Genomic DNA, 20,599 nt, shown 5'->3' with positions numbered 1-20,599 from the left:
TATGCGGGCCCGCCCATCATCGACGAACCTCAGAACGGCGTCACGGCACCCGCCCATTCCGCACCCTGAGGCTCGTCATCGCCGGCTGCGATGCCGTCCATCCCACCCGCCGCGATCGGCGCGCTCGCCGGCTCCTCGGCGCCGGGCACGTGCCAGGCGGCCTCGCTCGCCTCACCATCGGTCGCCCCCGCCGTGTCGGACCCGGACTGGCCGTCGCGAGCGCCGGTGACGCGCTGGAAGGACGCGGTGCCCCAGAGCAGATCGGGACCCAGCGCGTCGGCGTCGATCTCGACGGCGATCCCCGAGCGCTCGCCGTTCTCCCATCGCCGCACCTTGAGCCGGCCGGTGACGATCACCCGCTGTCCGCGCTGCAGCGAGGCGAAGGCGTTCACGGCGAGTGAACGATAGGCCGACACGGAGAACCAGTTCGGATCGCCCTCGACCCAGCTGCCGGAGACGCGGTCGTAGCGCCGCTGGGGGCTCGCCACCCGGAATGCGGTGATGGGCACACCGCTCGCCGTCACCGTATGGCGGATCTCCCCCGCGATGTTGCCTGCGATGGTGATGGAGTCAGTCACTGTTCTTCCCTTCTGCGCCGGGACTCTCCCGGACGCGGGCCGCGGCCCCCGCCAGGATCGAGCAGCACGGGGGGACCGCAGGGCGCGGGAGCGATCATCGGTGCAGCGCCCGATGCGAGGGCGGCCTGTGGAGGAATCATCCCGACCGAGGCGATGTCGGCGGCCGGACGTATGTTCGAGTAGCGAAAGGAGACCCACCATGACCGCCTCACCCAGATCGCTCGACCCGCTGACCGCGACGGCCGAGCCCCCCGCCGTCGACCCCGCTCTGCGCGTCCGGATCCTGCCCGCGGGGCCCGCGCTGTATCGCGTCGCCGATTCGACGGGGCGCATCCTCGGACACCTCGCCGTCCTCGCCCATCCGCTCGGGGCGCGGTTCGCGGCGCTCCGGTATCAGCCCGCGCTCGCCCGATTCCGTTCAATCGGCGACTTCTGGACCGCGGACGAGGCCGTCAGCGTGCTGCGCGGATCGTGATCGTCAGACCACCGCGGTCAGCGGAGGCTCCGCGAGCGGTCGCCCACGATCGCGCGCCTGCGGCCACACCTCGGCGAGGATCTCGACAGCCTGTTCGAGCACGTCCGGCGCCGCCGTGAAGGGAATCCGCAGATGCCGTTCGTGACCGCCGTCGACGCCGAACCTCGGTCCCGATGACAGGATCAGCCCACGCTCCCGCGCCGCCAGCGCGAGGGGCGAGCTCACCGGCAGCCCCAGCGCGATCCACAGGGCGACGCCCCCGTGCACCTCCGGCACACCCCATTCCGGCAGACGCGTCCGCAGTGCATCGACGAGCGCGTCGCGCCCGGCCCGCAAGAGGTCAGCGCGCTGCGCGAGGATCTCCGGCATGCGGTCGAAGGCGAGCAGTGCGACCTCCTGTTCGAACTCCGGTGTGCCGAGTTCGCGCCGAGGGCGGGCCGCGATCAGACGAGGCACAAGATCGGGGTCTGCGCGGATCCATCCGATGCGCAGTCCGCCCCAGACGGTCTTGCCGAGCGATCCGACCGTGACGAGTGCGCGCTCGTGGTCCGCTCCCATGCCCGCTCCCAGCGGGGGCATCACGGAGCCGCGGTCGATGTCGAGCTCAGCCGTGGTCTCATCGGCCACAAGGATGGCACCGGACTCGGCAGCCAGCACCAGCAGACGCTCACGGGTGGCAGCATCCATCGACGCCCCCGTCGGGTTCTGGAAGTCCGGCATGAGGTAGGCGAGGCTGGGAGCCGTGCGCCGCAGAACATTGTCGGCTCGATCCATGTCCCAGCCGCGCACCGGGTCGACCGGGATCGCCACGAGCCGCGCGCCCGACTCGCGGAGCGCGTCAGCCGCGTGCGGGTAGGTCGGCGTCTCGATGGCAACCCGATCACCCCGACGCACGATGACGTCGGCGACGAGCGCGATCGCACTCTGCGCCCCCGTGGTGACGACGATCTGGTCGGGGTGTGTGGGAAGACCGCGATTCTCGTAACGCTGCGCGATGGCCGCCCGAAGGGCACGATTGCCCACCGTGTCGTACCCGGATCGCCTCACCCAGCGGCCCGCATCGGCCGCGGCCTGCGCATACAGGTCGGAGAGCCCCGGCCACCCCGCCGGGCTCGCCTGATGCAGATCGATCGTGTGGCCCTCACCGCCTTCGGGCGGTGGAGCCGTTCGGCCGAGAGCACGCACGATGCTGCCTGATCCACGCAGGCTCGAGATGTGTCCGGAATCGCGCAGGTCGCGATATGCGGCGGCGACGGTGGTCCGACTGACCTGCATACGGGTGGCGAGGTCGCGCTCCGCCGGCAGCGCCGTGCCGGGCGCGATGCGCCCGTCGAGGCAGAGCACACGCACGGCGTCGGCGAGCCCGCGGTAGGCCGGCCCGCGACCGCGCCACTCACCGAGCATCTGGATGAAGGCGCGTGATGACAGTCGTGAGTCCGGCATGGGTCCACCTTAGGCAGATTGGCCTCTGGTGACCAGTCCACTTTGCGCGTGGAATGGATGCCATGACCCGCCGCCTGATCCAACTCCTCCTCGGCCTGCCGCTGTACGGCACCGGGTGCGCGGTGATGGTGGCCGCGGGGATTGGGCTGGACCCGTGGACCGTCTTCGCACAGGGCCTCTCCGAGGTGACGGGCATCGGGATCGGCTGGATGACCAACCTGATCGGCCTCGCCGTTCTCGCTCTGTGGATTCCCTTGCGTCAGCGGCCCGGTGCGGGCACGGTGCTCAACATCCTTCTGGTCGGCACGGCCATGCAGCTTGCGCTTTCGGTGCTCCCCCGGCCCTCAGGATTCGTTCCCGCCGCGTTCATGTTCGCTGCGGGGATCGTCATCGTGGGATTCGCGAGCGGGCTCTACATCGGCGCCCACTTCGGTCCGGGGCCCCGTGACGGCCTCATGACCGGCATCTCCGCCCGGTTCGGCTGGCCGATCTGGCTCTCACGCACGAGCGTAGAACTCAGCGTCCTCCTCGTGGGATGGATGCTGGGAGGCACTATCGGCATCGGCACGGTCGCGTTCGCGCTCACCATCGGACCGTTGGCCCACGCGTTCCTGCGTGTCTTCGACACCCGCCGAATCGCCAGGGCCGAAAGGCCGCGGGCCGCGGAGATCCCGCAGCCCGCGGACTCTCAGTGCTCTCGGAACGTCGGCCAGTCGCTCCCGGCCCGCATGTGGGAGTAGAGGGCGCTCTTGGCGACCTCCATCGACGGATAGGTCCCCGTCACGGTGTCGGCATCCGCCATGGTGACCGTGTACCCCTCATCGTCCTTGCGGATCGTTCCGACCACGCCCGAACTTCCGTACGCGACCCACAGTGCATGGTGTGTCGTTGTCTGGCTCATCTTCGAACTCCCTTCGACGAGGCCGACGCTACGCCGGCGTCGTCGAGAAAGCCAGACCCACGACGGCGCCCCCGGCAGGACTCGAACCTGCAACCACCGGATTAGAAGGCCGATGCTCTATCCATTGAGCTACGGGGGCATCTGCCACCCAGGTTATCGCGCACATCGGGAAACCCTGCGCGGCGTCGCGGGTGGGCCGTCCGAGCCCCTGGCTAGGATGGCCCAATGGCAGGCAGCGACAACGATCGCCTCGTGTGGATCGATTGCGAGATGACAGGGCTCGATCTTGCGGTCGACGAATTGGTCGAGATCGCGGTGGTGGTGACCGACTTCGAGCTGCGAGTGCTCGACCCGGGCTTCCACGTAGTCATCAAGCCCGACGCGTCAGCCCTGGCGAACATGAACGACTTCGTCACGGAGATGCATCGCTCCTCGGGCCTGCTTGAAGAGATCCCGGACGGCGTCAGCCTCGCCGAGGCCGAATTCCTCGCGCTGGAGTACGTGCAGCGGTTCGCACCCATCGAAGGCAAGGCCCCGTTGGCCGGCAACACGATCGGCACCGACCGCATGTTCCTGGCCAAGTACATGCCCCGTCTCGACCGCTACCTGCACTACCGCAACGTCGATGTGTCCAGCATCAAGGAGCTCGCGCGGCGGTGGTACCCCCGGGCGTACATCCACGCCCCCGCCAAGGATGGCGGGCATCGTGCGCTGGCCGACATCCGGGAATCGGTGCGTGAGCTCGCCTATTACCGGCAGGCCGTGTTCGTGCCGCAGCCCGGTCCCACGAGTGACGGCGCGCGCGCCGCGGCGGCCGCCGTCGTGTCGTCGTTCGCTCCCGGGGTGTAATACAATTGGCGGGTTGCCCGCACGCGTGGGCACATGGTGGGTATAGCTCAGTTGGTAGAGCACCTGGTTGTGGTCCAGGGGGCCGCGGGTTCAAGTCCCGTTACTCACCCCAATGATCGAAATGGATGCCGAGACATTCGAGACCCTCGTGGTCGGTGAACTCGACCTGCTGCCCGATGACATGGTCGATGGTCTCGACAACGTCGTCTTCGTGGTCGAAGATCGCCCCGAAGACGGCTCACTCGACCTTCTGGGTCTCTACGACGGCACCGCTCTGACGGAGCGCGACCGGTACGGCGTCGGCGAGCTTCCCGACCGCATCATCGTGTATCGAGAGCCGCACCTCGCGGTGTGTGACGATATGGACGCCCTGCGCGATGAAGTGCACACCACTCTCGTCCATGAGATCGCGCACTTCTACGGCATCGACGACGACCGACTGCACGAACTGGGGTGGGCATGATCGCTCCTGCCCTGCCCGACCTCGACACCATCGCGGCGCAGTCCGTGGATCATCCGATCAACTGGCAGACGGTCGTGTGGAACGACCCCGTCAATCTCATGAGCTACGTCGTCCACGTCTTTCGGCAGTACTTCGGGTTCAGCCCCGCCGAGGCCACCCGCCGCATGCTCGAGGTGCATGAGCACGGCCACGCCGTGGTCGCCGAGGGCCCGCGCGAGCAGATGGAGCTGCACGCGCAGGCCATGCATGACTACGGCCTCTGGGCCACGGTGAGAAAGGCTCCGCAATGAACCCGCCACGCATCGTGATGACCCTGTCGCGCCTGGAGGCGCGACATCTCGCCGACCTCGTCGCGCAGTTCTCCGAGCTCCTCGAACAGACCGTGCTCGATACCGCCACGCATGTCGCCGCTGAGGCCGCGGCCGCCGATCCGGCACTCGCGCGCCTCGCCCCGGATCCCTATCCGGACGACCCCGAAGCATCCGCCGACTTCCGGTCGGCGACGACCGCCGATCTGTTCGAACGCCGGCAGAATGACGCGCTGCGAGTTCTCGCCGATCTCGCACCCGCCTTCGCTGCCGCCGACGGCGCCGAGCCGAGTTCGCAGGCCGATGACTCCGATCTCTCGATCTCACTCGACGCCGATACCGGGTGGGCGTGGATGCGCACCCTCACGGCGATCCGGCTGGTCATCGCGACCCGCCTCGGGATCGAGGACGATGACGACGGCCGCGACCCGGACGACGATCGCCACGCCGTCTACGACTGGGTGGGCTACCGCCTCGATGGAATCGTGCAGGCGCTCAGCAACTGACTTTCACGGCACACGCACGACGATCGTGGCAAGCGCCGCGGGATCCTCCCGCCGGATGTGCCCCGCTTCCTGATCCGCCCAGCGCGACCAGTGCGGTCGATATGTGTCACCATCGCGTGCGAGCGCCCGGCGACGCCGCGACGCATCGGGGGCATCCACCCACACGGCGACGTCGCACAGACGGCGGCTCTGCGCGGTGAGGACCCCTGCACCCTCGACGATGAGCGGAAGAGAGGGATCCACGGCGTGGGCCTCGGCGGGCGAGCCCGTATCCCAGTCGTGCCGCCGCCAGACCCCGATGAGCCCCCGGGCGTGCGGCACCAGGATGTCTTGACGGGCGATCTCCGCACCGGCTTCGAGTCCGTCCCAGCCCGGGTACAGCGAGTCCAGCGCGATCAGCTGCACACGACCCGTGTCGGGCCACGCGCTCACGACGGCACGCGCGAGGGATGATTTGCCGGCGCCGCTTCGACCATCGATCAGGATCACGGGGTTCGTCGCCTCGATCCGCCCGACGTCGCGGATCACCGTCGCCACACCGGTGCGCAGCGCGAGCGCGAGCGGATCGTCGGGAGCGGCGCGGCTACTTCTTGAGGGCGCGGATGACACGGCTCAGTGCGCGCCCCGCGACCCACACGAATGGGATGCCGACCGCGAGCAGGGCGATGATGTTCGGTTCGAAGCTCACGTCGTCGCCGCGGCGGATGTACGCGCCGACCGGCACGGAGGCACCGCCTCCGCCGCCTCCGCTGTTGCCGGTCTCATCCGACCCCCCGCCGAAACCGTGCCAGGTCGCAGCAACGGGGATCAGTCGAACCCCGTCGACGTCCTGCTGTTCGCCGTATGCGCTGTCGACGCCGAAGTGGACAGCCTGCTTGCCGAGTTCCAGAGCGATGTTGGGCATGCCCCCACGCTAGCCGTTCCCGAGGCTTCGACAAACGGGTTGACGTGGGTGCGTAACGCGCACAGCTGCGGACACGGCGCCGCGACACGCCGCGACGGTGGCGCAACCCTCGGTGTGTCGCGCCCGCCGTCCGCAGCTGTGCACGCGAGAAGACGACGACGGGATGCCGGGGTCCAAGACCCACGGGCGTCCGGCCGGATCCCGCTCAGGCGGGTGGGCGGGGCGGACGGGGGTGCGAGGGAAGCGAGCGTCCGTGCTCACCGCGACCGACGAGGCTGCCCCGCACGACCGCATTGCGGCCGAAGCGGGCGAGTGCGTCATCGAGGGTGCCCTCCAGACGGCGCCGCTCCTCATCGTCGTCCCACAGGGAGAGCCCGTGCGCGGCAGTGCGCAGGTTTTCGGCGCGGACCCCGATCAGGCGCACGGGATCGCGTCGGGCGAGCGCATCGAACAGCTCCCGTGCCGCGTCGCCGAGGCGCTGACCGACGTCCGTCGGCTCGGGCAACGTGCGCGAGCGCGTGAGGGTCGTGAAGTCGTCGAAGCGCACCTTGACGGCGACGGTCGCCGCCTCGAACCCGCCCTCGCGCAAGCGGCGCGCCACACGATCGGAGAGTCGGAGGAGCTCGGAGTGCAGCAGGGTGGTGTCTGTCACGTCCGTCGCGAATGTCTCTTCGTGGCCGATGCTCTTCTCGATCCGCGTCGTCGAGACCTCCCGCGCGTCGAGGCCGCGCGACAGCTGCGCCAATCGCTCCGCCATCGCGGGCCCGACCGCTCGCGCGAGCAGGTCGCCGGGGGCCTCGCGCACGTCGAGGATCGTGCGGATGCCGCGACCCTCGAGCGTCTCGGCCGTCTTGGGGCCGACGCCCCACATGGCGCGCACGGATCGAGGCGCGAGGAAGTCGAGCGTCTGTGCCGCCGGGACGATGAGCAGCCCGTCGGGCTTGGAGATCGTCGACGCCATCTTGGCGACGTGCTTCGTCGCGGCGACACCGACACTGCAGGTCAGCCCGGTCTTCTCGCGCACTCGCGCGCGCAGCGTGCGGGCGATCGTGCCGGGGCTGCCCCAGAGGCGCCGAGCCCCCCGGACGTCGAGGAACGCCTCATCGATCGACAGCGGCTCGACCAGGGGCGTGAACTCCTGGAAGACGCCCATCACCTGGGTGGACAGGTCGAGATACCGATCGAAGTGCGGGGGAACGACGATCGCCGTCGGGCACAGCCGCAGAGCCTGCGAGACCGGCATGGCCGAACGCACACCGAACCTTCGTGCCTCGTATGACGCGCTCGAGACCACCGACCGCCCCTCGGGAGCTCCGATGATGATCGGTCTGCCCGCGAGCGAGGAGTCATCGAGCACCTCGACCGACGCGTAGAAGGCATCCATGTCGACATGCAGGATGCCGGTGCCGGCATCGTCCGCACCCTCGGGCGAGACGATCCGACCCGTGCCGTCACCGCGTCCCATGCATCGATTCTCTCGCGGGGATCCGACATCCGGACCCCCTCGAGACGGTCATCACTGCGCGGCGCGCTCCAGGATCAGCTCGCGCACGCGCGCGGCATCCGCCTGTCCCCTCATCGCCTTCATGACCGCGCCGATGACCGCGCCGGCGGCCTGAACCTTGCCGTCGCGGATCTTGGCCATGGCATCGGGCTGCGCCGCGAGCGCGTCGTCGATCGCGGCGATCAGCGCGCCGTCGTCGGAGACGACGGCGAGCCCGCGGGCGTCCACGATCTGCTGCGGGGTGCCTTCGCCGGCGATCATGCCTTCGAGCACCTGGCGCGCGAGCTTGTCGGTGAGCGTGCCCGCATCGACGAGCTTCTGCAGCTCGGCGACGTCGTTCGGCGTCACGAGTTCGGCCGGCTCTCGGCCCTCGGCATTCGCGATGCGCGCGAGCTCTCCGGTCCACCACTTGCGTGCGGCGGCGGGAGTGGCCCCGGCCGCGACCGTTGCCTCGACCTCGACGAGCAGCCCCGCGTTGACGACCCCCTGGAAGTCCAGGTCGGTGAAGCCCCACTCCGACTTCAGCCGGCGCCTGCGCGCGGCGGGCTCTTCGGGAAGCGCCGCGCGCAGCGCCTCGATCAGCGCCGGGTCGGGAACGACCGGCAGCAGATCGGGCTCGGGGAAGTACCGGTAGTCGTCGGCGTCGGACTTGGGACGACCCGGCGACGTCGTTCCGGTGTCTTCGTGCCAGTGCCGCGTTTCTTGCGTGATCGTGCCGCCCGCCGCCAGGATCGCCGCCTGGCGCTGGATCTCGTAGCGCACCGCACGCTCGACAGAACGCATCGAGTTGACGTTCTTCGTCTCGGTGCGCGTGCCGAGGGGCGCGGGGGGCTCACCCGCCGCGGCCCGGGGGCGGAGCGACACGTTGGCGTCGCAGCGGAGGTTTCCGCGCTCCATGCGCGCCTCCGAGATGCCGAGCCCGATCACGATGTCGCGGATCGTCTGCACGTACGCCTTGGCCAAGGCGGGTGCCGAGTGTTCGGCTCCGTAGATCGGCTTCGTCACGATCTCGACGAGGGGAACTCCCGCGCGGTTGTAATCGACGAGGGAGTACTCCGCGCCCTGGATGCGACCGGTCGCCCCGCCCATGTGGGTCAGCTTTCCGGCATCCTCCTCCATGTGCGCGCGCTCGATGGGGACGACCACCTCTGTGCCGTCCTCGAGCTCGACCGTGACCCGCCCCTCGAACGCGATGGGCTCGTCGTACTGGCTGATCTGGTAGTTCTTGCCGAGATCGGGATAGAAGTAGTTCTTTCGCGCGAATCTGCTGGACGGGGCGATCTCGCAGCCGAGCGCGAGCCCGAGGCTGATCGAGTACTCGATCGCCTGCGCGTTCACCACGGGGAGTGCGCCGGGCAGCCCCATGTCGACGGGCGCGACGAGGGTGTTGGGAGCTGCTCCGTGGTGGGCGGAGTGGGCAGGGTTGGCCGCCCCGGAGAACATCTTCGTCTGCGTGCTCAACTCGACATGCACCTCGAACCCGAGCACGGGTTCGAATCGCTCGAGGGCTTCGTCGAAGTCCATCAGCCTGTCTTTCGCCATCAGGCGACACCTCCCTGGGCGAGCTGCGGCGCCCGGTCCAGCAGCGACCCGCCCCAGCTCTCGTGCAGCAGCGCCTCGAGCGCGGCACCTACGCGGTACAGGCGGGCATCCTCACGCACGGGCGCGAGGAACTGGATGCCGACCGGCAGTCCGTCTTCGGCAGCGAGTCCGGAGGGCACCGAAATGCCCGGCACACCGGCGAGGTTCGCGGGGATCGTCGTGACGTCGTTGAGGTACATCTGCAGCGGATCGTCGACCCGCTCGCCCAGACGAAACGCTGTCGTGGGAGCCGACGGCGTGGCGATGACATCGACCTGCCCGAACGCGAGGTCGAAATCGCGCTGGATGAGAGTGCGAACCTTCTGCGCGCTGCCGTAATAGGCGTCGTAGTACCCGGCCGAGAGCGCATAGGTGCCCAGGATGATGCGACGCTTGACCTCGTCGCCGAAGCCGGCGTCGCGTGTCGCGGCCATGACCTCCTCGACCGTGGCCTGCGCGTGCGGGGTGACCCGCATGCCGAAGCGCACCGAGTCGAACTTGGCGAGGTTGCTCGAGGCCTCGGCAGGCAGGATCAGATAGTACGCCGCCACCCCGTACTCGAAGTGCGGAGCGCTGATCTCGACGACCTCCGCGCCCTGGGCCTGCATCGCCGCCAGCGCCTCGTGGAACGAGGCGGCCACTCCGGGCTGGAACCCGCTGTCGGGAAGCTCGGTGATGACACCGATCCGAAGCCCCTTCAGCACATCGCCGCGTGCGCCCTCGCGAGCCGCGTCGGCGAACGAGGGCCATGCGCCGGTGAGCGAGGTCGAGTCGTGCGGGTCGTGCCCGCCGATCACGTCGTGCAGGAGGCCCGCATCGAGCACGGTGCGCGCGACGGGTCCGACCTGGTCGAGGCTGGAGGCGAGGGCGATCGCGCCGTAGCGGCTCACTCCACCGTAGGTCGGTTTGATGCCGACCGTGCCCGTGACGTGCGCGGGCTGGCGGATCGAGCCGCCCGTGTCGCTGCCCAGCGCGAGGGGGGCTTCGAAGGCCGCGACCGCCGCTGCGGACCCGCCGCCCGAGCCGCCGGGGATACGGTCGAGGTCCCAGGGATTGCGGGTCGGCCCGTACGCGGAGTGCTCCGTCGAGGAGCCCATCGCGAACTCGTCCATGTTGGTCTTGCCGAGCGGTACGAGGCCGGCCGCGCGCGCCCGGGCGACGACCGTGGCGTCGTAGGGCGACATGTACCCCTCGAGGATGCGCGAACCGCTGGTCGAGGGCATGTCGGTCGTGACCAGCACGTCCTTGATCGCCAGCGGAACCCCCGCGAGCGGCCCGAGAGCCTCTCCGGCCGCTCGCCGCGCGTCGATGTCGGCGGCGACGTCCAGGGCACGATCGCTCACGTGCAGGAAGGCATGGATGTCGCCGTCGACCGCCGCGATCCGGTCGAGGTGCACGCGGGTGACTTCGACGCTCGAGACCTCGCCTGCGGCCAGGGCCCGCGCGAGGTCGGCGGCGCCGGTGCGGATCAGATCGCTCACTGCTCCTCCCCCAGGATCGCCGTGACGCGGAAGCGCCCGTCGGCCGCGTCGGGCGCGTTCTGCAGCACTTCTTCGGGGGTGAGCATGCCGCTGACGACGTCGGGGCGGAAGACGTTCTGCAGGGGGACGGGGTGGCTCGTGGCGATGACGTCGGGCGTGGCGACCTGCGAGACCTTGGCGATGTTGTCGACGATCGCATCGAGCTGGCCGGTGAGACGCCCCACCTCCTCTTCGCTCAGCTGGATCCTGGCGAGCACGCCCAGATGGCGCACGAGATCGGGGGTGATTTCAGACACCGGACAAGTCTAGTTCGCACGGGGCGGCGACCCCGCCCCTAGGCTGGGGCACGTGAGCACGTACGATCCTCCTCGCCCCTGGATCCGCAGCTACGCCGAAGGCGTGCCCGCCGATCTCGACCCCGTGTCGGGGTCGCTCGTCGACATCGTCGCCGCCTCCGCGCGCGAGGCCCCTGACGCCCCCGCCCTCCAGTTCTTCGGCCGCACTACCAGCTACCGGCGCCTGCACGAGCAGATCGAGCGCGCCGCCGAGGGGCTGCGCGCGCACGGCGTCCGAGCGGGTGATCCGGTCGCCATCGTGCTGCCCAACTGCCCGCAGCACATCGTCGCCTTCTATGCGATCCTGCGCCTGGGCGCCGTCGTGGTCGAACACAACCCGCTCTACACTCCGCGCGAGCTGCGCAAGCAGTTCGAAGACCACGGCGCGAAGCACGCGATCGTCTGGAGCAAGGTCGCACGCACGGTGCAGGAGTTCCCCGAGGACCTGCGCGTGCAGACGCTCGTCTCCGTCGACGTGACCCAGGCCATGCCGCTGGGCACCCGGCTCGCCCTCCGCCTGCCTGTAGCGAAGGCCCGCGAGGCGCGGACCGCGCTGACGACGCGGGTCACGGGTGCGGTGGCGTGGGAGCGGCTCGTCCGATCCGACCGCCTGCCGGCATCCGTCTCTTCGCCCGCGACCGACGATCTGGCCATCATCCAGTACACCAGCGGCACGACCGGCACCCCGAAGGGCGCGGCATTGACCCACCGCAACCTGCTCGCCAACGCCGCGCAGTCGCGGGCGTGGGTGCCCTCGATCCGCCGGGGCGAGGGGTGCGTCGTGTACGCCGTGCTGCCGATGTTCCACGCGTACGGCCTGACGCTGTGCCTGACGTTCGCGATGTCGATGGGCGCGCGCCTGGTGCTGTTTCCGCGTTTCAACCCCGACATGGTGCTCGCGGCGACGAAGAAGCACCCCGCCACGTTCCTTCCGCTCGTCCCCCCGATCGCCGACCGCCTGCTGAAGGCCGCGCGCGATCAGGGTGTCTCTCTCGCCGGCACCGAGATCGCGATCTCGGGTGCGATGGCGCTGCCGCACGAACTCGTGGTTCCCTTCGAGGAGGCCACCGGCGGCTACCTCGTGGAGGGGTACGGCCTCAGCGAATGCTCGCCTGTCCTGATGGCCAACCCCGTCGCGCCGAACCGCGTGCCCGGCACCGTCGGGCTGCCGCTGCCGGGCACGGAGTGCCGCGTCGTCGACCCCGACTCACCGACCACCGATGTCGCTCCCGGCGAGCGAGGAGAGCTGCTCGTGCGCGGGCCGCAGGTGTTCGAGGGCTACTACGGCAAGCCGGAGCACACGCAGGAGGTCTTCGTCGACGATTGGTTCCGCACCGGCGACATCGTGACGATCGACGAAGCCGGATTCGTGCGCATCGTCGACCGCATCAAGGAGCTCATCATCACGGGCGGGTTCAACGTCGCGCCCACCGAGGTCGAGTCCGTGTTGCGGCAGCACCCGCAGGTCGAGGACGTGGCCGTCGTCGGTCTGCCGAGCGAGCACTCGGGCGAAGAGGTCGTGGCCGCGATCGTCGTCGCGCCCGGGACAACGCTCGATGAGGAATCCGTGCGCGAGTACGCCCGCGGCATCTTGACGCCGTACAAAGTGCCACGCCGCTTCGTCATCGTCGATGAGCTGCCGAAGTCGCTCATCGGCAAGGTGCTGCGCAGACAGGTGCGGGACTCCCTTCTGGCCTCGACACGCTGAACGAGCCGACCCGCACCCGTGGGCGTGGCATCGGTCGGCCCATCGCTACGGGTGAGTCAGGCGCGGAGCACGCCCGGCCGTGGCTGTACCCAAGCGGGCGAGCTGTACCCCTCCTCCCACGGGAATCGCCCGTTCGTGTCGTCGTAGGTGAGCTGGAGCAGACCGACCGAGTGCGCGGGCGGCCGGCGATAGAAGCGGTTCGCGGCAAAGGCGATCTCGCCCGCGTTGGGTACCGTCTCGGCGACAACGCGGCGCGACCAGCCGGCGAACGTCAGCACCTCGCCGGGGACGATCGTGCGCCCGTCTTTGACCATGGCGGCGACGTCGTTGAGCACGTCGCCCGCGGTGTGGGTGCAGACCCCGACGATGAGCGCCTCAGGATGACCGAGCCCGAAGAGTCCCACCGTGTAGGCGAACGGGGTCTCGCGGCGGCGACTGTCGCCGCCGACGTACTGGATGTAGACGCCGTGCGCGCGGATGATGCGGGCTGTGTGCTCATCCTCCTGATCAAGCCAGGCTTGGATTGCGGGGCCGGATGTTGATGACATGTTCGTTCCTCTCGTTTCGGCGAGAGTAGAACATACCTCCGACACTCAGGCGTTCGCGGCCGAGCCGTCACCGAGCGCCGCCGGCCCCTCGGTGACGAGCACGTGGAATTGCGCGGCGTCGATAATACGGAGCCCGAGTTGCTCGGCCTTGGCGAGCTTGGAACCCGCGCCCGGGCCCGCCGCGACAAAATCGGTCTTCTTCGACACGCTCGAGGCGGCCTTGCCACCCGCGCGGATGATGGCCTCCTGCGCTCCCTCGCGGGAGTAGCCCTCGAGCGAGCCCGTGGCGACGACGGTCAGTCCCGCGAGCACCCCTCCCGCACCCTCCGCGGCCCCCGGGCCCGGATGCCCGGGCGTCGCCAGCTGAGCGCCCGCGGCCGCCCAGCGTCCGACGATGTCACGATGCCAGTCCACGGTGAACCAGTCGATGAGCGCGTCGGCGATGATGCCGCCGACACCGTCGACGGCCGCGAGCTCGTCGCGCGACGCCGCGCGGATGGCATCGATCGATCCGAACCACTGCGCGAGCGCCCGAGCCGCGACGGGGCCGACATGCCGGATGTTCAGGGCGACGAGGAATCTCCAGAGGTCCTTCGTCTTGGCCTTCTCGAGCTCGTCGATCAGGCGCACCGCCTGGACGGAGGGTTGGGCGGTCGTGATGCCGCGCTTCTTCTCGTCGGCCGAGGGGTTGCGACGGAAGGGCGCCCGACGCACGGGCTCGCCCGTCTTGTCGTCGACGCGGGGCTCACCGGTCTCGGCGTCGCGGACGACCACCTCGATCGGTACCAGCTGGTCGATCGTGATCTCGAACAGCCCCGCCTCGGTCTCGAGGGGAGCGACGGCGGGATGGGACGGCTGGGTGAGGGCCGCCGCGGTCACCTCGCCGAGCGCCTCGATGTCGAGAGCACCGCGCGATCCGATGTGCTCGACGCGACCGCGCACCTGCGCGGGGCACGCCCGCGTGTTGGGGCAGCGCAGATCGATGTCCCCCTCCTTGGCGGGGGACAGTGCCCATCCGCATTCGGGGCAGTCGGCAGGCATCACGAACTCGCGTTCGGTGCCATCGCGCAGCTCCACCACGGGCCCCAGCACCTCGGGGATGACATCGCCGGCCTTGCGCAGCACCACGGTGTCGCCGATGAGCACGCCCTTGGCGCGCACGACGTCCTGGTTGTGCAGGGTCGCCTGCCGCACGACGGACCCCGCGACCCGAGCCGGCGCCATGACCGCGAACGGGGTCGCACGCCCGGTGCGCCCCACCGAGACCACGATGTCGAGCAGCTTGGTGTTGACCTGCTCGGGCGGGTACTTGTACGCGATGGCCCAGCGCGGCGCGCGACTGGTGGCGCCCAGTTCGTCGTGCAGGGCGAGCTCGTCGACCTTGACGACGATGCCGTCGATCTCGTGCTCGACGTCGTGCCGGTGCTCGCCGTAGTGCTCGACGAAGGAGAGCACGGCGTCGACGGAGTCCGCGGTGCGGAAGTACGGACTCGTCGGAAGCCCCCACTCGGCCAGCAACGCGTAGATCTCGCTCTGCGCGGCGACGGGCGGATGCTCCCACGCCCCGATTCCGTGCACGAACAGGCGCAGCGAATCCAGACGGGCCTGCCCCGCCTCACGCTCGAGCCCGTCCTTCTTGTCGAGCTGCTGGCGCAGCCCTCCGCTGGCGGCGTTGCGCGGATTGGCGAAAGCGGGGAACCTGCGCTCGGCGCTCAGGCGCGCGCGTTCCGCGTCGAAGACGCGCGAGCGCGCCCGTGTCTCCTCGATCGCCCGCTCGCGCATCTCGGCCTGCAGCGCGTTGAGCGCGGCGAAGGCCTCGACCGGGATGAAGACCTCCCCGCGCACCTCGACGATCGGCGGATGACCCTCGCCCTCGAGGCGCTGCGGGATGCCGGAAACCCGCACCGCGTTGAACGTCACGTCCTCGCCGACCCGGCCGTCGCCGCGCGTCGCCGCGGAGGTGAGCACGCCGTTCTCGTAGCGCAGGCTGATGGCGAGGCCGTCGATCTTCAGCTCCGTCAGCCACCGCACCGGCCGCCCGGCGCCGACCTCGGCTTTGAGGCACCACTCCCGCAGCTCATCGAGGGAGAAGACGTTGTCGAGACTCAGCATGCGCTCGGCGTGCTCGACGGGCGCGAACAGCGCGCCCTGGGCCGCGCCCACCTGACGCGTGGGCGAGTCCTGGCCCTGCAGCTCGGGGTACAGCCGCTCGATGGCCTCGAGCCGCAGCATCCACCCGTCGTACGTCGCATCGTCGACGACGACCGTGTCGCGCCCGTAGTACGCCTCACGCGCCTCGACGATGCGGTCGGCGAGTGCACGCGACTCGTCTCGCGCCTGCTCGAGCGTCAGATCGGGAAGAGCGGATGGGGGGACGTCGGATGCCACCGGATCAGTCTAGGTTCGGGCACCGACAGAGGTCCGCGACATGGCGACCGCCCTCACACCCCGGCGGGAACCGCCGAGACGGTGCGATCGATCGTGAACTGCCCGAGCACGCGCGTTCCCGCGTAGAGCACCGCCGTCTGTCCGGGTGCGACGCCGGAGAGCGGCTCGTCCGGCACGACCTCGACCCCGCTCGCGGTGCGCCGCGCCGTCGCCGGCACCGGGTCGGCGTGCGCGCGGATCTGCACGTGGCAGGCGAACTCGGATGCTGTCGGCGCGGCGCCCACCCAGGTGAAGCGTTCGCCCGAGATCTCGGCGATCGCGAGCGCCTCCTTGGGCCCGACGACGACGGTGTTGCTGACGGGTCGCACCTCGAGCACGAAGCGCGGCTTGCCGTCGGCGGCGGGCACCCCGAGGGCGAGCCCCCGGCGCTGGCCGACGGTGAACGCGTGCGCGCCCTCGTGGGTGCCGACGACGGCGCCCGTGCGATCGACGATCTCGCCCTCCGCGGCGCCGACTCGATCGGCGAGCCATCCGCGCGTGTCGCCGTCGGGGATGAAGCAGATGTCATGACTGTCGGGCTTGTGCGCGACCGTGAGCCCGCGCTCCTGCGCCTCGGCGCGGACGAGGGCCTTGGAGGGCGTGTCACCGAGGGGGAACAGGGTGTGCGCAAGCTGCTCGGCGGTCAGCACTCCGAGGACGTAGGACTGGTCCTTCGCGGCGTCCGAGGCCCGGTGCAGCTCGAGCGCGCCCTCGAGCCCGGTGCGCAGGATCGCGTAGTGGCCCGTGCAGACGGCGTCGAACCCCAGATCGAGCGCCTTCTCCAGCACCGCGGCGAATTTGATGCGCTCGTTGCAGCGCATGCAGGGATTGGGGGTGCGTCCGGCCGAGTACTCGGCGACGAAGTCCTCGATGACGTCGTCTCGGAATCGCTCCGAGAAATCCCAGACGTAGAACGGGATGCCGAGCCGGTCCGCCGCGCGACGCGCGTCCATCGCGTCCTCGATCGTGCAGCACCCACGGCTGCCCGCCCGCAGGGTGCCCCCCGCACGGGAGAGCGCCAGGTGGACGCCGGTGACGTCGTGACCGGCGTCCACGGCGCGCGCGGCCGCGACGGCGGAGTCCACTCCCCCGCTCATCGCCGCAAGCACACGCATGGCCCCAGTCTACGAGCGGACCCTGGACATCGGATCGGCGTCGGCAACCGCCGGTCAGCGCACGGCCCGGGAGGACAGCCCGGCACGGCGGGCCCGCTCATAGGCGGCCGGCAGCGCGGCGAGGACGACGTCCACGTCCGTGTCGATGCTCGTGCGCCCGAGCGTCAGACGCAGAGCGCCGCTCGCGGCCGACTGCTCGACACCCATCGCCAGGAGCACGTGCGAGGGCTCGGGGACGCCGGCCTGGCAGGCCGACCCGGTCGAGACCGCCACCCCGGCCGCGTCGAGCAGCAGCAGCAGCGAGTCGCCCTGGGCACCGGGCAGGAGGACGTGCAGATGGCCCGCGAGCCGATCCGCCCCCGCGGCGGAGATCACCAGGTCGGGGATCGCGGCGGCGAGCCCCGCCTGCAGGCGGTCGCGCAGCGTCGCCAGCCGGCGGGCCTCCTGCGCCAACTCCTCGAGCGCGAGCTCGGCGGCGGTCGCGAACGCGACCGCGCCCGCGACGTCCTGCGTCCCCGCACGGAGGCCGCGCTGGGCCGCTCCCCCGTGCAGGAGCGGGGCCAGCGCCGCGTGCCGGGAGACGACGAGGGCGCCCACCCCGACCGGGCCGGCCACCTTGTGGGCCGACACGCTGAGTGCGACAAGACCCGCGGATCCACGGGCGTCGCCGCGCAGCATCCCGAACGAGAGCGGCATGTGCCCGAAGGCGCCGACCGCATCCACGTGCAGCGGCACGCCCGCATCCGCGGCGATGCGCGCCGCCTGCTCGAGCGGCTGGATCGTGCCGATTTCGTTGTTGGCGGCCAGGAGGGTCGCGGCGGCGACCCCGGGGCCGCGCAGCGCCCGATCCCACGCGTCGAGGTCGATGCGCGCGTCCGCGCTGATCGGCACGTCCACGACCTCGGCCTCCTCGTGGGCGGTGAGCCAGGCGACCGTGTCGAGGGTGGCGTGATGCTCTCCCCCGGGCAGGACGAGCGCACCGCGCCCGTCGCGGCGCGCGCGGTACAGGCCCGTCACGGCGAGGTTGACGGACTCGGTGCCGCCCGACGTGAACACGATCTCGATCGGCTCGCAGCCGAGCGTCGCGGCGAGGCGCTCGCGGGCGTCTTCGAGAAGCCGACGCGCGGACTGCCCGGCCGTGTGGATCGAGGAGGCGTTGCCGAGCGAGGCCGACGTCTGCAGCCAGGCTTCGCGAGCCTCGGCCCGCAGGGGGGTCGTGGCCGCGTGGTCGAGATAGACGCTCACTCCCCCTACTGTACGGAGCACGCGGGGTCGAGGGGTCGGTGCGGTGACGGCCGTAACGCGGGCGACTCATGGCGTGGCTAGGGTTGTCGGCATGGTCAGCCCGACATCGGCCGTGATGCCCCCTGCCCCGGCTCCGGGCCTGCTCTCGGCCGCCCTCGACGATCTCGGCGTCACCCTCGGGCACGACGGCGGCACGCTGCGCGTCTGGTCGGCTCACGCCGACGGCGTCGAACTGGTGCTCTTCGACGACACCGACCTCGACTGGATCACCGACACGCTGCCCCTCGAGCCCGTGGGCGGCGGTGTGTGGCAGGTGCGCACCCCGCTGTTGCGCCCGGGCGCGCGCTACGCGATCCGCGTGGGAGGGCCGGGCGGCCCCGGCAACACCTTCAACCCGCGCACCCTCCTCATCGAGCCCTACGCGCGCGGCCTGATCTCGGACGGGCGCGACGATTGGCGCGCCGTCGTCGTCGACGGCGGTTTCGACTGGGGCGGCGTGCAGAAGCCCGCGACGCCTCTCGACCGCACGGTCATCTACGAGGGCCACCTCAAGGGGCTCACCAAGCGTCACCCCGGCGTACCGCCCGCACTGCACGGCACGTATGCGGGCCTGGCCCACCCCGCGATGATCGAACACCTCACCGGACTGGGGGTCACGGCGGTCGAGCTGCTCCCCGTGCACGCCTTCGCGAGCGAGCCTCGTCTGCACCAGATGGGCCTGTCCAACTACTGGGGATACAACACCCTCAACTTCTTCACCCCGCATTCCCCGTACGCAACCGCCGCCAGCCGTCGCGAGGGCCCCGAGGCCGTGCTGCGTGAGTTCAAGGGAATGGTCAAGCTGCTCCACGAGGCGGGGCTCGAGGTCATCCTCGACGTGGTCTACAACCACACCGCCGAGGAGGGCATCGGGGGTCCGCGTTCGAGCCTGCGCGGCATCGACAACCGCTCGTACTACCGCCAACTCGACGACGGCACGTACGTCGATGAGACGGGCTGCGGCAACGCGGTGAACACCGCGACGGATGCTGCGGCCCGCCTCGTGCTGGACTCGCTGCGCTACTGGGCCCGCGACGTGCAGGTCGACGGGTTCCGATTCGATCTCGCGGCCACCCTCGGCCGCGACGCCCAGCACAGCTTCACGCCGCAGCATCCGCTGCTCCAGGCGATCCTCGACGATCCCGAGCTCGCCGATGTCAAGAAGATCGCGGAGCCGTGGGATGTCGGGATGGGCGGGTGGCAGACCGGCAACTTCGGCGAGGGCTGGAGCGAGTGGAACGACCGCTACCGCGATCGTGTGCGCAATTTCTGGCTGAGCGATGTCGACTATGCGCGCCGCGCCTCGACCTCGCCCGTGGGCGTGGGGGGCTTCGCCACCCGCCTGGCGGGGTCGTCCAACACTTTCTCGTCCGAGCGCGGGCCCCTCGCCAGCGTCAACTTCGTCACGGCCCACGACGGCTTCACGCTGCGTGACCTCGTCTCCTACGACGTCAAGCACAACCTCGCCAACGGCGAGCAGAACCGCGACGGCGCCGACACCAACCGCTCCTTCAACCACGGCGCGGAGGGCCCGACGGACGACGAGCGCATCCTCGCCACGCGGCGCAAGGCGATGCGCAACCTGATGGGGACGCTTCTCCTCTCCGCCGGCGTGCCCATGCTCACCGCGGGCGACGAGTTCGGTCGCACGCAGCGCGGCAACAACAACGCGTACTGCCACGACTCGGCGCTGACCTGGCTCGCCTGGGAGCACGCGCCATGGCAGAAGGACCTGCATGCGCACGTCAGCCGCCTCATCACCCTGCGTGAGGAGAACCCGGCCCTGCGTCCCGTGCGGTTCGCGGTGCAGGATCAGCGCACCCCGTCCGCATCGGTCATGGACTGGTACGACGAGCGCGGCGAGATGATGTCGCCCGAGCGCTGGACCGACCCCGCGCACCGCACGCTGCAGTACGTCGCCGCCTCCACACCCGAGCACGAGGACTTCAACCGGATCCTCCTGATGGTCCACGGCAGGGAGTCCCCGATCGATGTGACCCTGCCGCAGATCGACGATGTGACCCGATTCGTCTCGCTGTGGTGCTCGTCCGACGAGCAGCCGGACGACACACGCGAGACGTTCGCGCCCGGAGATCGCGTGAGCCTCGACGGCACGTCCATGAGACTGTTCCTCGCCGAGTGATGAGCCGGGCATAGCGCGCCTCGCCGACACGCGCAACGGCGTTTCG

The 20,599-nt window shown here is 70.2% G+C and carries 21 protein-coding genes and 2 tRNA genes; 9 read left to right on the top strand and 14 right to left on the bottom strand.

What is annotated here, in order from left to right; all coding sequences use genetic code 11:
- Positions 1-29: 29 nt before the first annotated feature.
- Entirely contained in the window at positions 30-578 is a 549-nt protein-coding gene (gene ssb, locus AB2L57_RS10350) for a single-stranded DNA-binding protein (protein ID WP_292810987.1), read from the bottom strand.
- Positions 579-777: 199 nt separating this feature from the next.
- Between ssb and AB2L57_RS10345 the strand changes: the two genes are divergently transcribed.
- Positions 778-1,053, top strand: coding sequence for a hypothetical protein (locus AB2L57_RS10345; protein ID WP_292810985.1), 276 nt, complete (start codon positions 778-780; stop codon positions 1,051-1,053).
- 3 nt (positions 1,054-1,056) lie between these two features.
- Here AB2L57_RS10345 and AB2L57_RS10340 read toward each other — a convergent pair whose 3' ends face one another.
- Complete coding sequence (locus AB2L57_RS10340; RefSeq protein ID WP_292810983.1) at positions 1,057-2,496, bottom strand: PLP-dependent aminotransferase family protein; 1,440 nt, start codon at positions 2,494-2,496, stop codon at positions 1,057-1,059.
- A gap of 62 nt (positions 2,497-2,558) precedes the next feature.
- On the opposite strand from AB2L57_RS10340, the gene AB2L57_RS10335 reads away from it, so the two are divergent.
- Positions 2,559-3,236, top strand: coding sequence for a YitT family protein (locus AB2L57_RS10335; RefSeq protein ID WP_292810981.1), 678 nt, complete (start codon positions 2,559-2,561; stop codon positions 3,234-3,236).
- On the opposite strand, the gene AB2L57_RS10330 is transcribed toward AB2L57_RS10335, so the two are convergent.
- Both AB2L57_RS10330 and AB2L57_RS10325 read right to left on the bottom strand, forming a co-directional pair.
- Complete coding sequence (locus tag AB2L57_RS10330; protein ID WP_292810979.1) at positions 3,185-3,397, bottom strand: methyltransferase; 213 nt, start codon at positions 3,395-3,397, stop codon at positions 3,185-3,187. The genes AB2L57_RS10335 and AB2L57_RS10330 overlap by 52 nt on opposite strands.
- 66 nt (positions 3,398-3,463) lie before the next feature.
- A tRNA-Arg gene (locus AB2L57_RS10325) sits at positions 3,464-3,536 on the bottom strand.
- Positions 3,537-3,622: 86 nt separating this feature from the next.
- Between AB2L57_RS10325 and orn the strand changes: the two genes are divergently transcribed.
- From orn to AB2L57_RS10300, 5 genes are all read left to right on the top strand, one after another.
- The gene (gene orn, locus AB2L57_RS10320; protein WP_292810977.1) at positions 3,623-4,246 is read left to right on the top strand and encodes an oligoribonuclease; all 624 of its coding nucleotides are present in this window, start codon (positions 3,623-3,625) and stop codon (positions 4,244-4,246) included.
- A gap of 36 nt (positions 4,247-4,282) precedes the next feature.
- Positions 4,283-4,358 (top strand) — tRNA-His (locus AB2L57_RS10315).
- A complete protein-coding gene (locus AB2L57_RS10310) occupies positions 4,359-4,709 on the top strand; it encodes a metallopeptidase family protein (RefSeq protein ID WP_292810975.1) in 351 nt (116 codons plus the stop codon). It abuts the tRNA gene before it with no gap.
- Positions 4,706-4,999: an ATP-dependent Clp protease adapter ClpS gene (clpS, locus tag AB2L57_RS10305; RefSeq protein ID WP_292810973.1), complete on the top strand. Its 294-nt coding sequence runs from the start codon at positions 4,706-4,708 to the stop codon at positions 4,997-4,999. Before AB2L57_RS10310 ends, clpS begins: the two co-directional genes overlap by 4 nt.
- Positions 4,996-5,523: a DUF2017 family protein gene (locus tag AB2L57_RS10300; RefSeq protein WP_292810971.1), complete on the top strand. Its 528-nt coding sequence runs from the start codon at positions 4,996-4,998 to the stop codon at positions 5,521-5,523. The genes clpS and AB2L57_RS10300 overlap by 4 nt, the downstream gene beginning before the upstream one ends.
- Positions 5,524-5,526: 3 nt before the next feature.
- On the opposite strand, the gene AB2L57_RS10295 is transcribed toward AB2L57_RS10300, so the two are convergent.
- The 6 genes from AB2L57_RS10295 to gatC form a co-directional block, all read right to left on the bottom strand.
- Entirely contained in the window at positions 5,527-6,132 is a 606-nt protein-coding gene (locus AB2L57_RS10295; RefSeq protein WP_292810969.1) for a hypothetical protein, read from the bottom strand.
- A complete protein-coding gene (locus AB2L57_RS10290) occupies positions 6,107-6,427 on the bottom strand; it encodes a hypothetical protein (RefSeq protein WP_292810967.1) in 321 nt (106 codons plus the stop codon). The genes AB2L57_RS10295 and AB2L57_RS10290 overlap by 26 nt, the downstream gene beginning before the upstream one ends.
- 205 nt (positions 6,428-6,632) lie before the next feature.
- Positions 6,633-7,892: a DNA polymerase IV gene (gene dinB / locus AB2L57_RS10285; RefSeq protein ID WP_292810965.1), complete on the bottom strand. Its 1,260-nt coding sequence runs from the start codon at positions 7,890-7,892 to the stop codon at positions 6,633-6,635.
- 51 nt (positions 7,893-7,943) lie between these two features.
- Entirely contained in the window at positions 7,944-9,473 is a 1,530-nt protein-coding gene (gene gatB / locus AB2L57_RS10280; protein ID WP_292810963.1) for an Asp-tRNA(Asn)/Glu-tRNA(Gln) amidotransferase subunit GatB, read from the bottom strand.
- Positions 9,473-10,993, bottom strand: coding sequence for an Asp-tRNA(Asn)/Glu-tRNA(Gln) amidotransferase subunit GatA (gatA, locus tag AB2L57_RS10275; RefSeq protein WP_409047020.1), 1,521 nt, complete (start codon positions 10,991-10,993; stop codon positions 9,473-9,475). Before gatA ends, gatB begins: the two co-directional genes overlap by 1 nt.
- The gene (gene gatC / locus AB2L57_RS10270; RefSeq protein ID WP_292810959.1) at positions 10,990-11,289 is read right to left on the bottom strand and encodes an Asp-tRNA(Asn)/Glu-tRNA(Gln) amidotransferase subunit GatC; all 300 of its coding nucleotides are present in this window, start codon (positions 11,287-11,289) and stop codon (positions 10,990-10,992) included. Before gatC ends, gatA begins: the two co-directional genes overlap by 4 nt.
- Positions 11,290-11,341: 52 nt before the next feature.
- Here gatC and AB2L57_RS10265 point away from each other — a divergent pair, with 52 nt between their 5' ends.
- Complete coding sequence (locus AB2L57_RS10265; protein ID WP_409047019.1) at positions 11,342-13,036, top strand: long-chain-fatty-acid--CoA ligase; 1,695 nt, start codon at positions 11,342-11,344, stop codon at positions 13,034-13,036.
- 56 nt (positions 13,037-13,092) lie between these two features.
- Here the strand turns inward: AB2L57_RS10265 and AB2L57_RS10260 are convergent, their stop codons facing one another.
- From AB2L57_RS10260 to AB2L57_RS10245, 4 genes are all read right to left on the bottom strand, one after another.
- Positions 13,093-13,584, bottom strand: a complete 492-nt coding sequence (locus AB2L57_RS10260; RefSeq protein ID WP_409047018.1) for a DUF4262 domain-containing protein — start codon at positions 13,582-13,584, stop codon at positions 13,093-13,095.
- A 45-nt stretch (positions 13,585-13,629) separates the two neighbouring features.
- Positions 13,630-15,816 carry an NAD-dependent DNA ligase LigA gene (ligA, locus tag AB2L57_RS10255; RefSeq protein WP_409048616.1) on the bottom strand — a complete coding sequence of 729 codons (2,187 nt, stop codon included), beginning with the start codon at positions 15,814-15,816 and terminating at the stop codon, positions 13,630-13,632.
- 209 nt (positions 15,817-16,025) lie between these two features.
- Positions 16,026-17,126: a tRNA 2-thiouridine(34) synthase MnmA gene (gene mnmA, locus AB2L57_RS10250; RefSeq protein WP_409047017.1), complete on the bottom strand. Its 1,101-nt coding sequence runs from the start codon at positions 17,124-17,126 to the stop codon at positions 16,026-16,028.
- Between the two features lie 54 nt (positions 17,127-17,180).
- Positions 17,181-18,371 carry a cysteine desulfurase family protein gene (locus tag AB2L57_RS10245; protein ID WP_409047016.1) on the bottom strand — a complete coding sequence of 397 codons (1,191 nt, stop codon included), beginning with the start codon at positions 18,369-18,371 and terminating at the stop codon, positions 17,181-17,183.
- A gap of 91 nt (positions 18,372-18,462) precedes the next feature.
- Between AB2L57_RS10245 and glgX the strand changes: the two genes are divergently transcribed.
- Positions 18,463-20,553 (top strand): glycogen debranching protein GlgX, encoded by a 2,091-nt coding sequence (glgX, locus tag AB2L57_RS10240; RefSeq protein ID WP_409047015.1) that lies wholly within the window; start codon positions 18,463-18,465, stop codon positions 20,551-20,553.
- Positions 20,554-20,599: the final 46 nt, after the last annotated feature.

Origin of the sequence: Microbacterium sp. HA-8 (genome assembly GCF_046111165.1) — a bacterium.
In the GTDB taxonomy this organism is placed as follows: domain Bacteria; phylum Actinomycetota; class Actinomycetes; order Actinomycetales; family Microbacteriaceae; genus Microbacterium.
This window is presented reverse-complemented; position numbering and strand designations above follow the sequence as displayed.

What these genes read in the sequence shown, in the direction of transcription:
- AB2L57_RS10330 (WP_292810979.1), bottom strand. Translation starts at nt 3,397, where the DNA reads ATGAGCCAGACAACGACACACCATGCACTGTGGGTCGCGTACGGAAGT.
- AB2L57_RS10300 (WP_292810971.1), top strand. Translation starts at nt 4,996, where the DNA reads ATGAACCCGCCACGCATCGTGATGACCCTGTCGCGCCTGGAGGCGCGA.
- ligA (WP_409048616.1), bottom strand. Translation starts at nt 15,816, where the DNA reads ATGCTGCGGCTCGAGGCCATCGAGCGGCTGTACCCCGAGCTGCAGGGC.
- AB2L57_RS10345 (WP_292810985.1), top strand. Translation starts at nt 778, where the DNA reads ATGACCGCCTCACCCAGATCGCTCGACCCGCTGACCGCGACGGCCGAG.
- mnmA (WP_409047017.1), bottom strand. Translation starts at nt 17,126, where the DNA reads ATGCGTGTGCTTGCGGCGATGAGCGGGGGAGTGGACTCCGCCGTCGCG.
- gatB (WP_292810963.1), bottom strand. Translation starts at nt 9,473, where the DNA reads ATGGCGAAAGACAGGCTGATGGACTTCGACGAAGCCCTCGAGCGATTC.
- dinB (WP_292810965.1), bottom strand. Translation starts at nt 7,892, where the DNA reads ATGGGACGCGGTGACGGCACGGGTCGGATCGTCTCGCCCGAGGGTGCG.
- orn (WP_292810977.1), top strand. Translation starts at nt 3,623, where the DNA reads ATGGCAGGCAGCGACAACGATCGCCTCGTGTGGATCGATTGCGAGATG.
- clpS (WP_292810973.1), top strand. Translation starts at nt 4,706, where the DNA reads ATGATCGCTCCTGCCCTGCCCGACCTCGACACCATCGCGGCGCAGTCC.
- AB2L57_RS10340 (WP_292810983.1), bottom strand. Translation starts at nt 2,496, where the DNA reads ATGCCGGACTCACGACTGTCATCACGCGCCTTCATCCAGATGCTCGGT.
- AB2L57_RS10260 (WP_409047018.1), bottom strand. Translation starts at nt 13,584, where the DNA reads ATGTCATCAACATCCGGCCCCGCAATCCAAGCCTGGCTTGATCAGGAG.
- AB2L57_RS10310 (WP_292810975.1), top strand. Translation starts at nt 4,359, where the DNA reads ATGATCGAAATGGATGCCGAGACATTCGAGACCCTCGTGGTCGGTGAA.
- glgX (WP_409047015.1), top strand. Translation starts at nt 18,463, where the DNA reads ATGGTCAGCCCGACATCGGCCGTGATGCCCCCTGCCCCGGCTCCGGGC.
- AB2L57_RS10335 (WP_292810981.1), top strand. Translation starts at nt 2,559, where the DNA reads ATGACCCGCCGCCTGATCCAACTCCTCCTCGGCCTGCCGCTGTACGGC.
- AB2L57_RS10290 (WP_292810967.1), bottom strand. Translation starts at nt 6,427, where the DNA reads ATGCCCAACATCGCTCTGGAACTCGGCAAGCAGGCTGTCCACTTCGGC.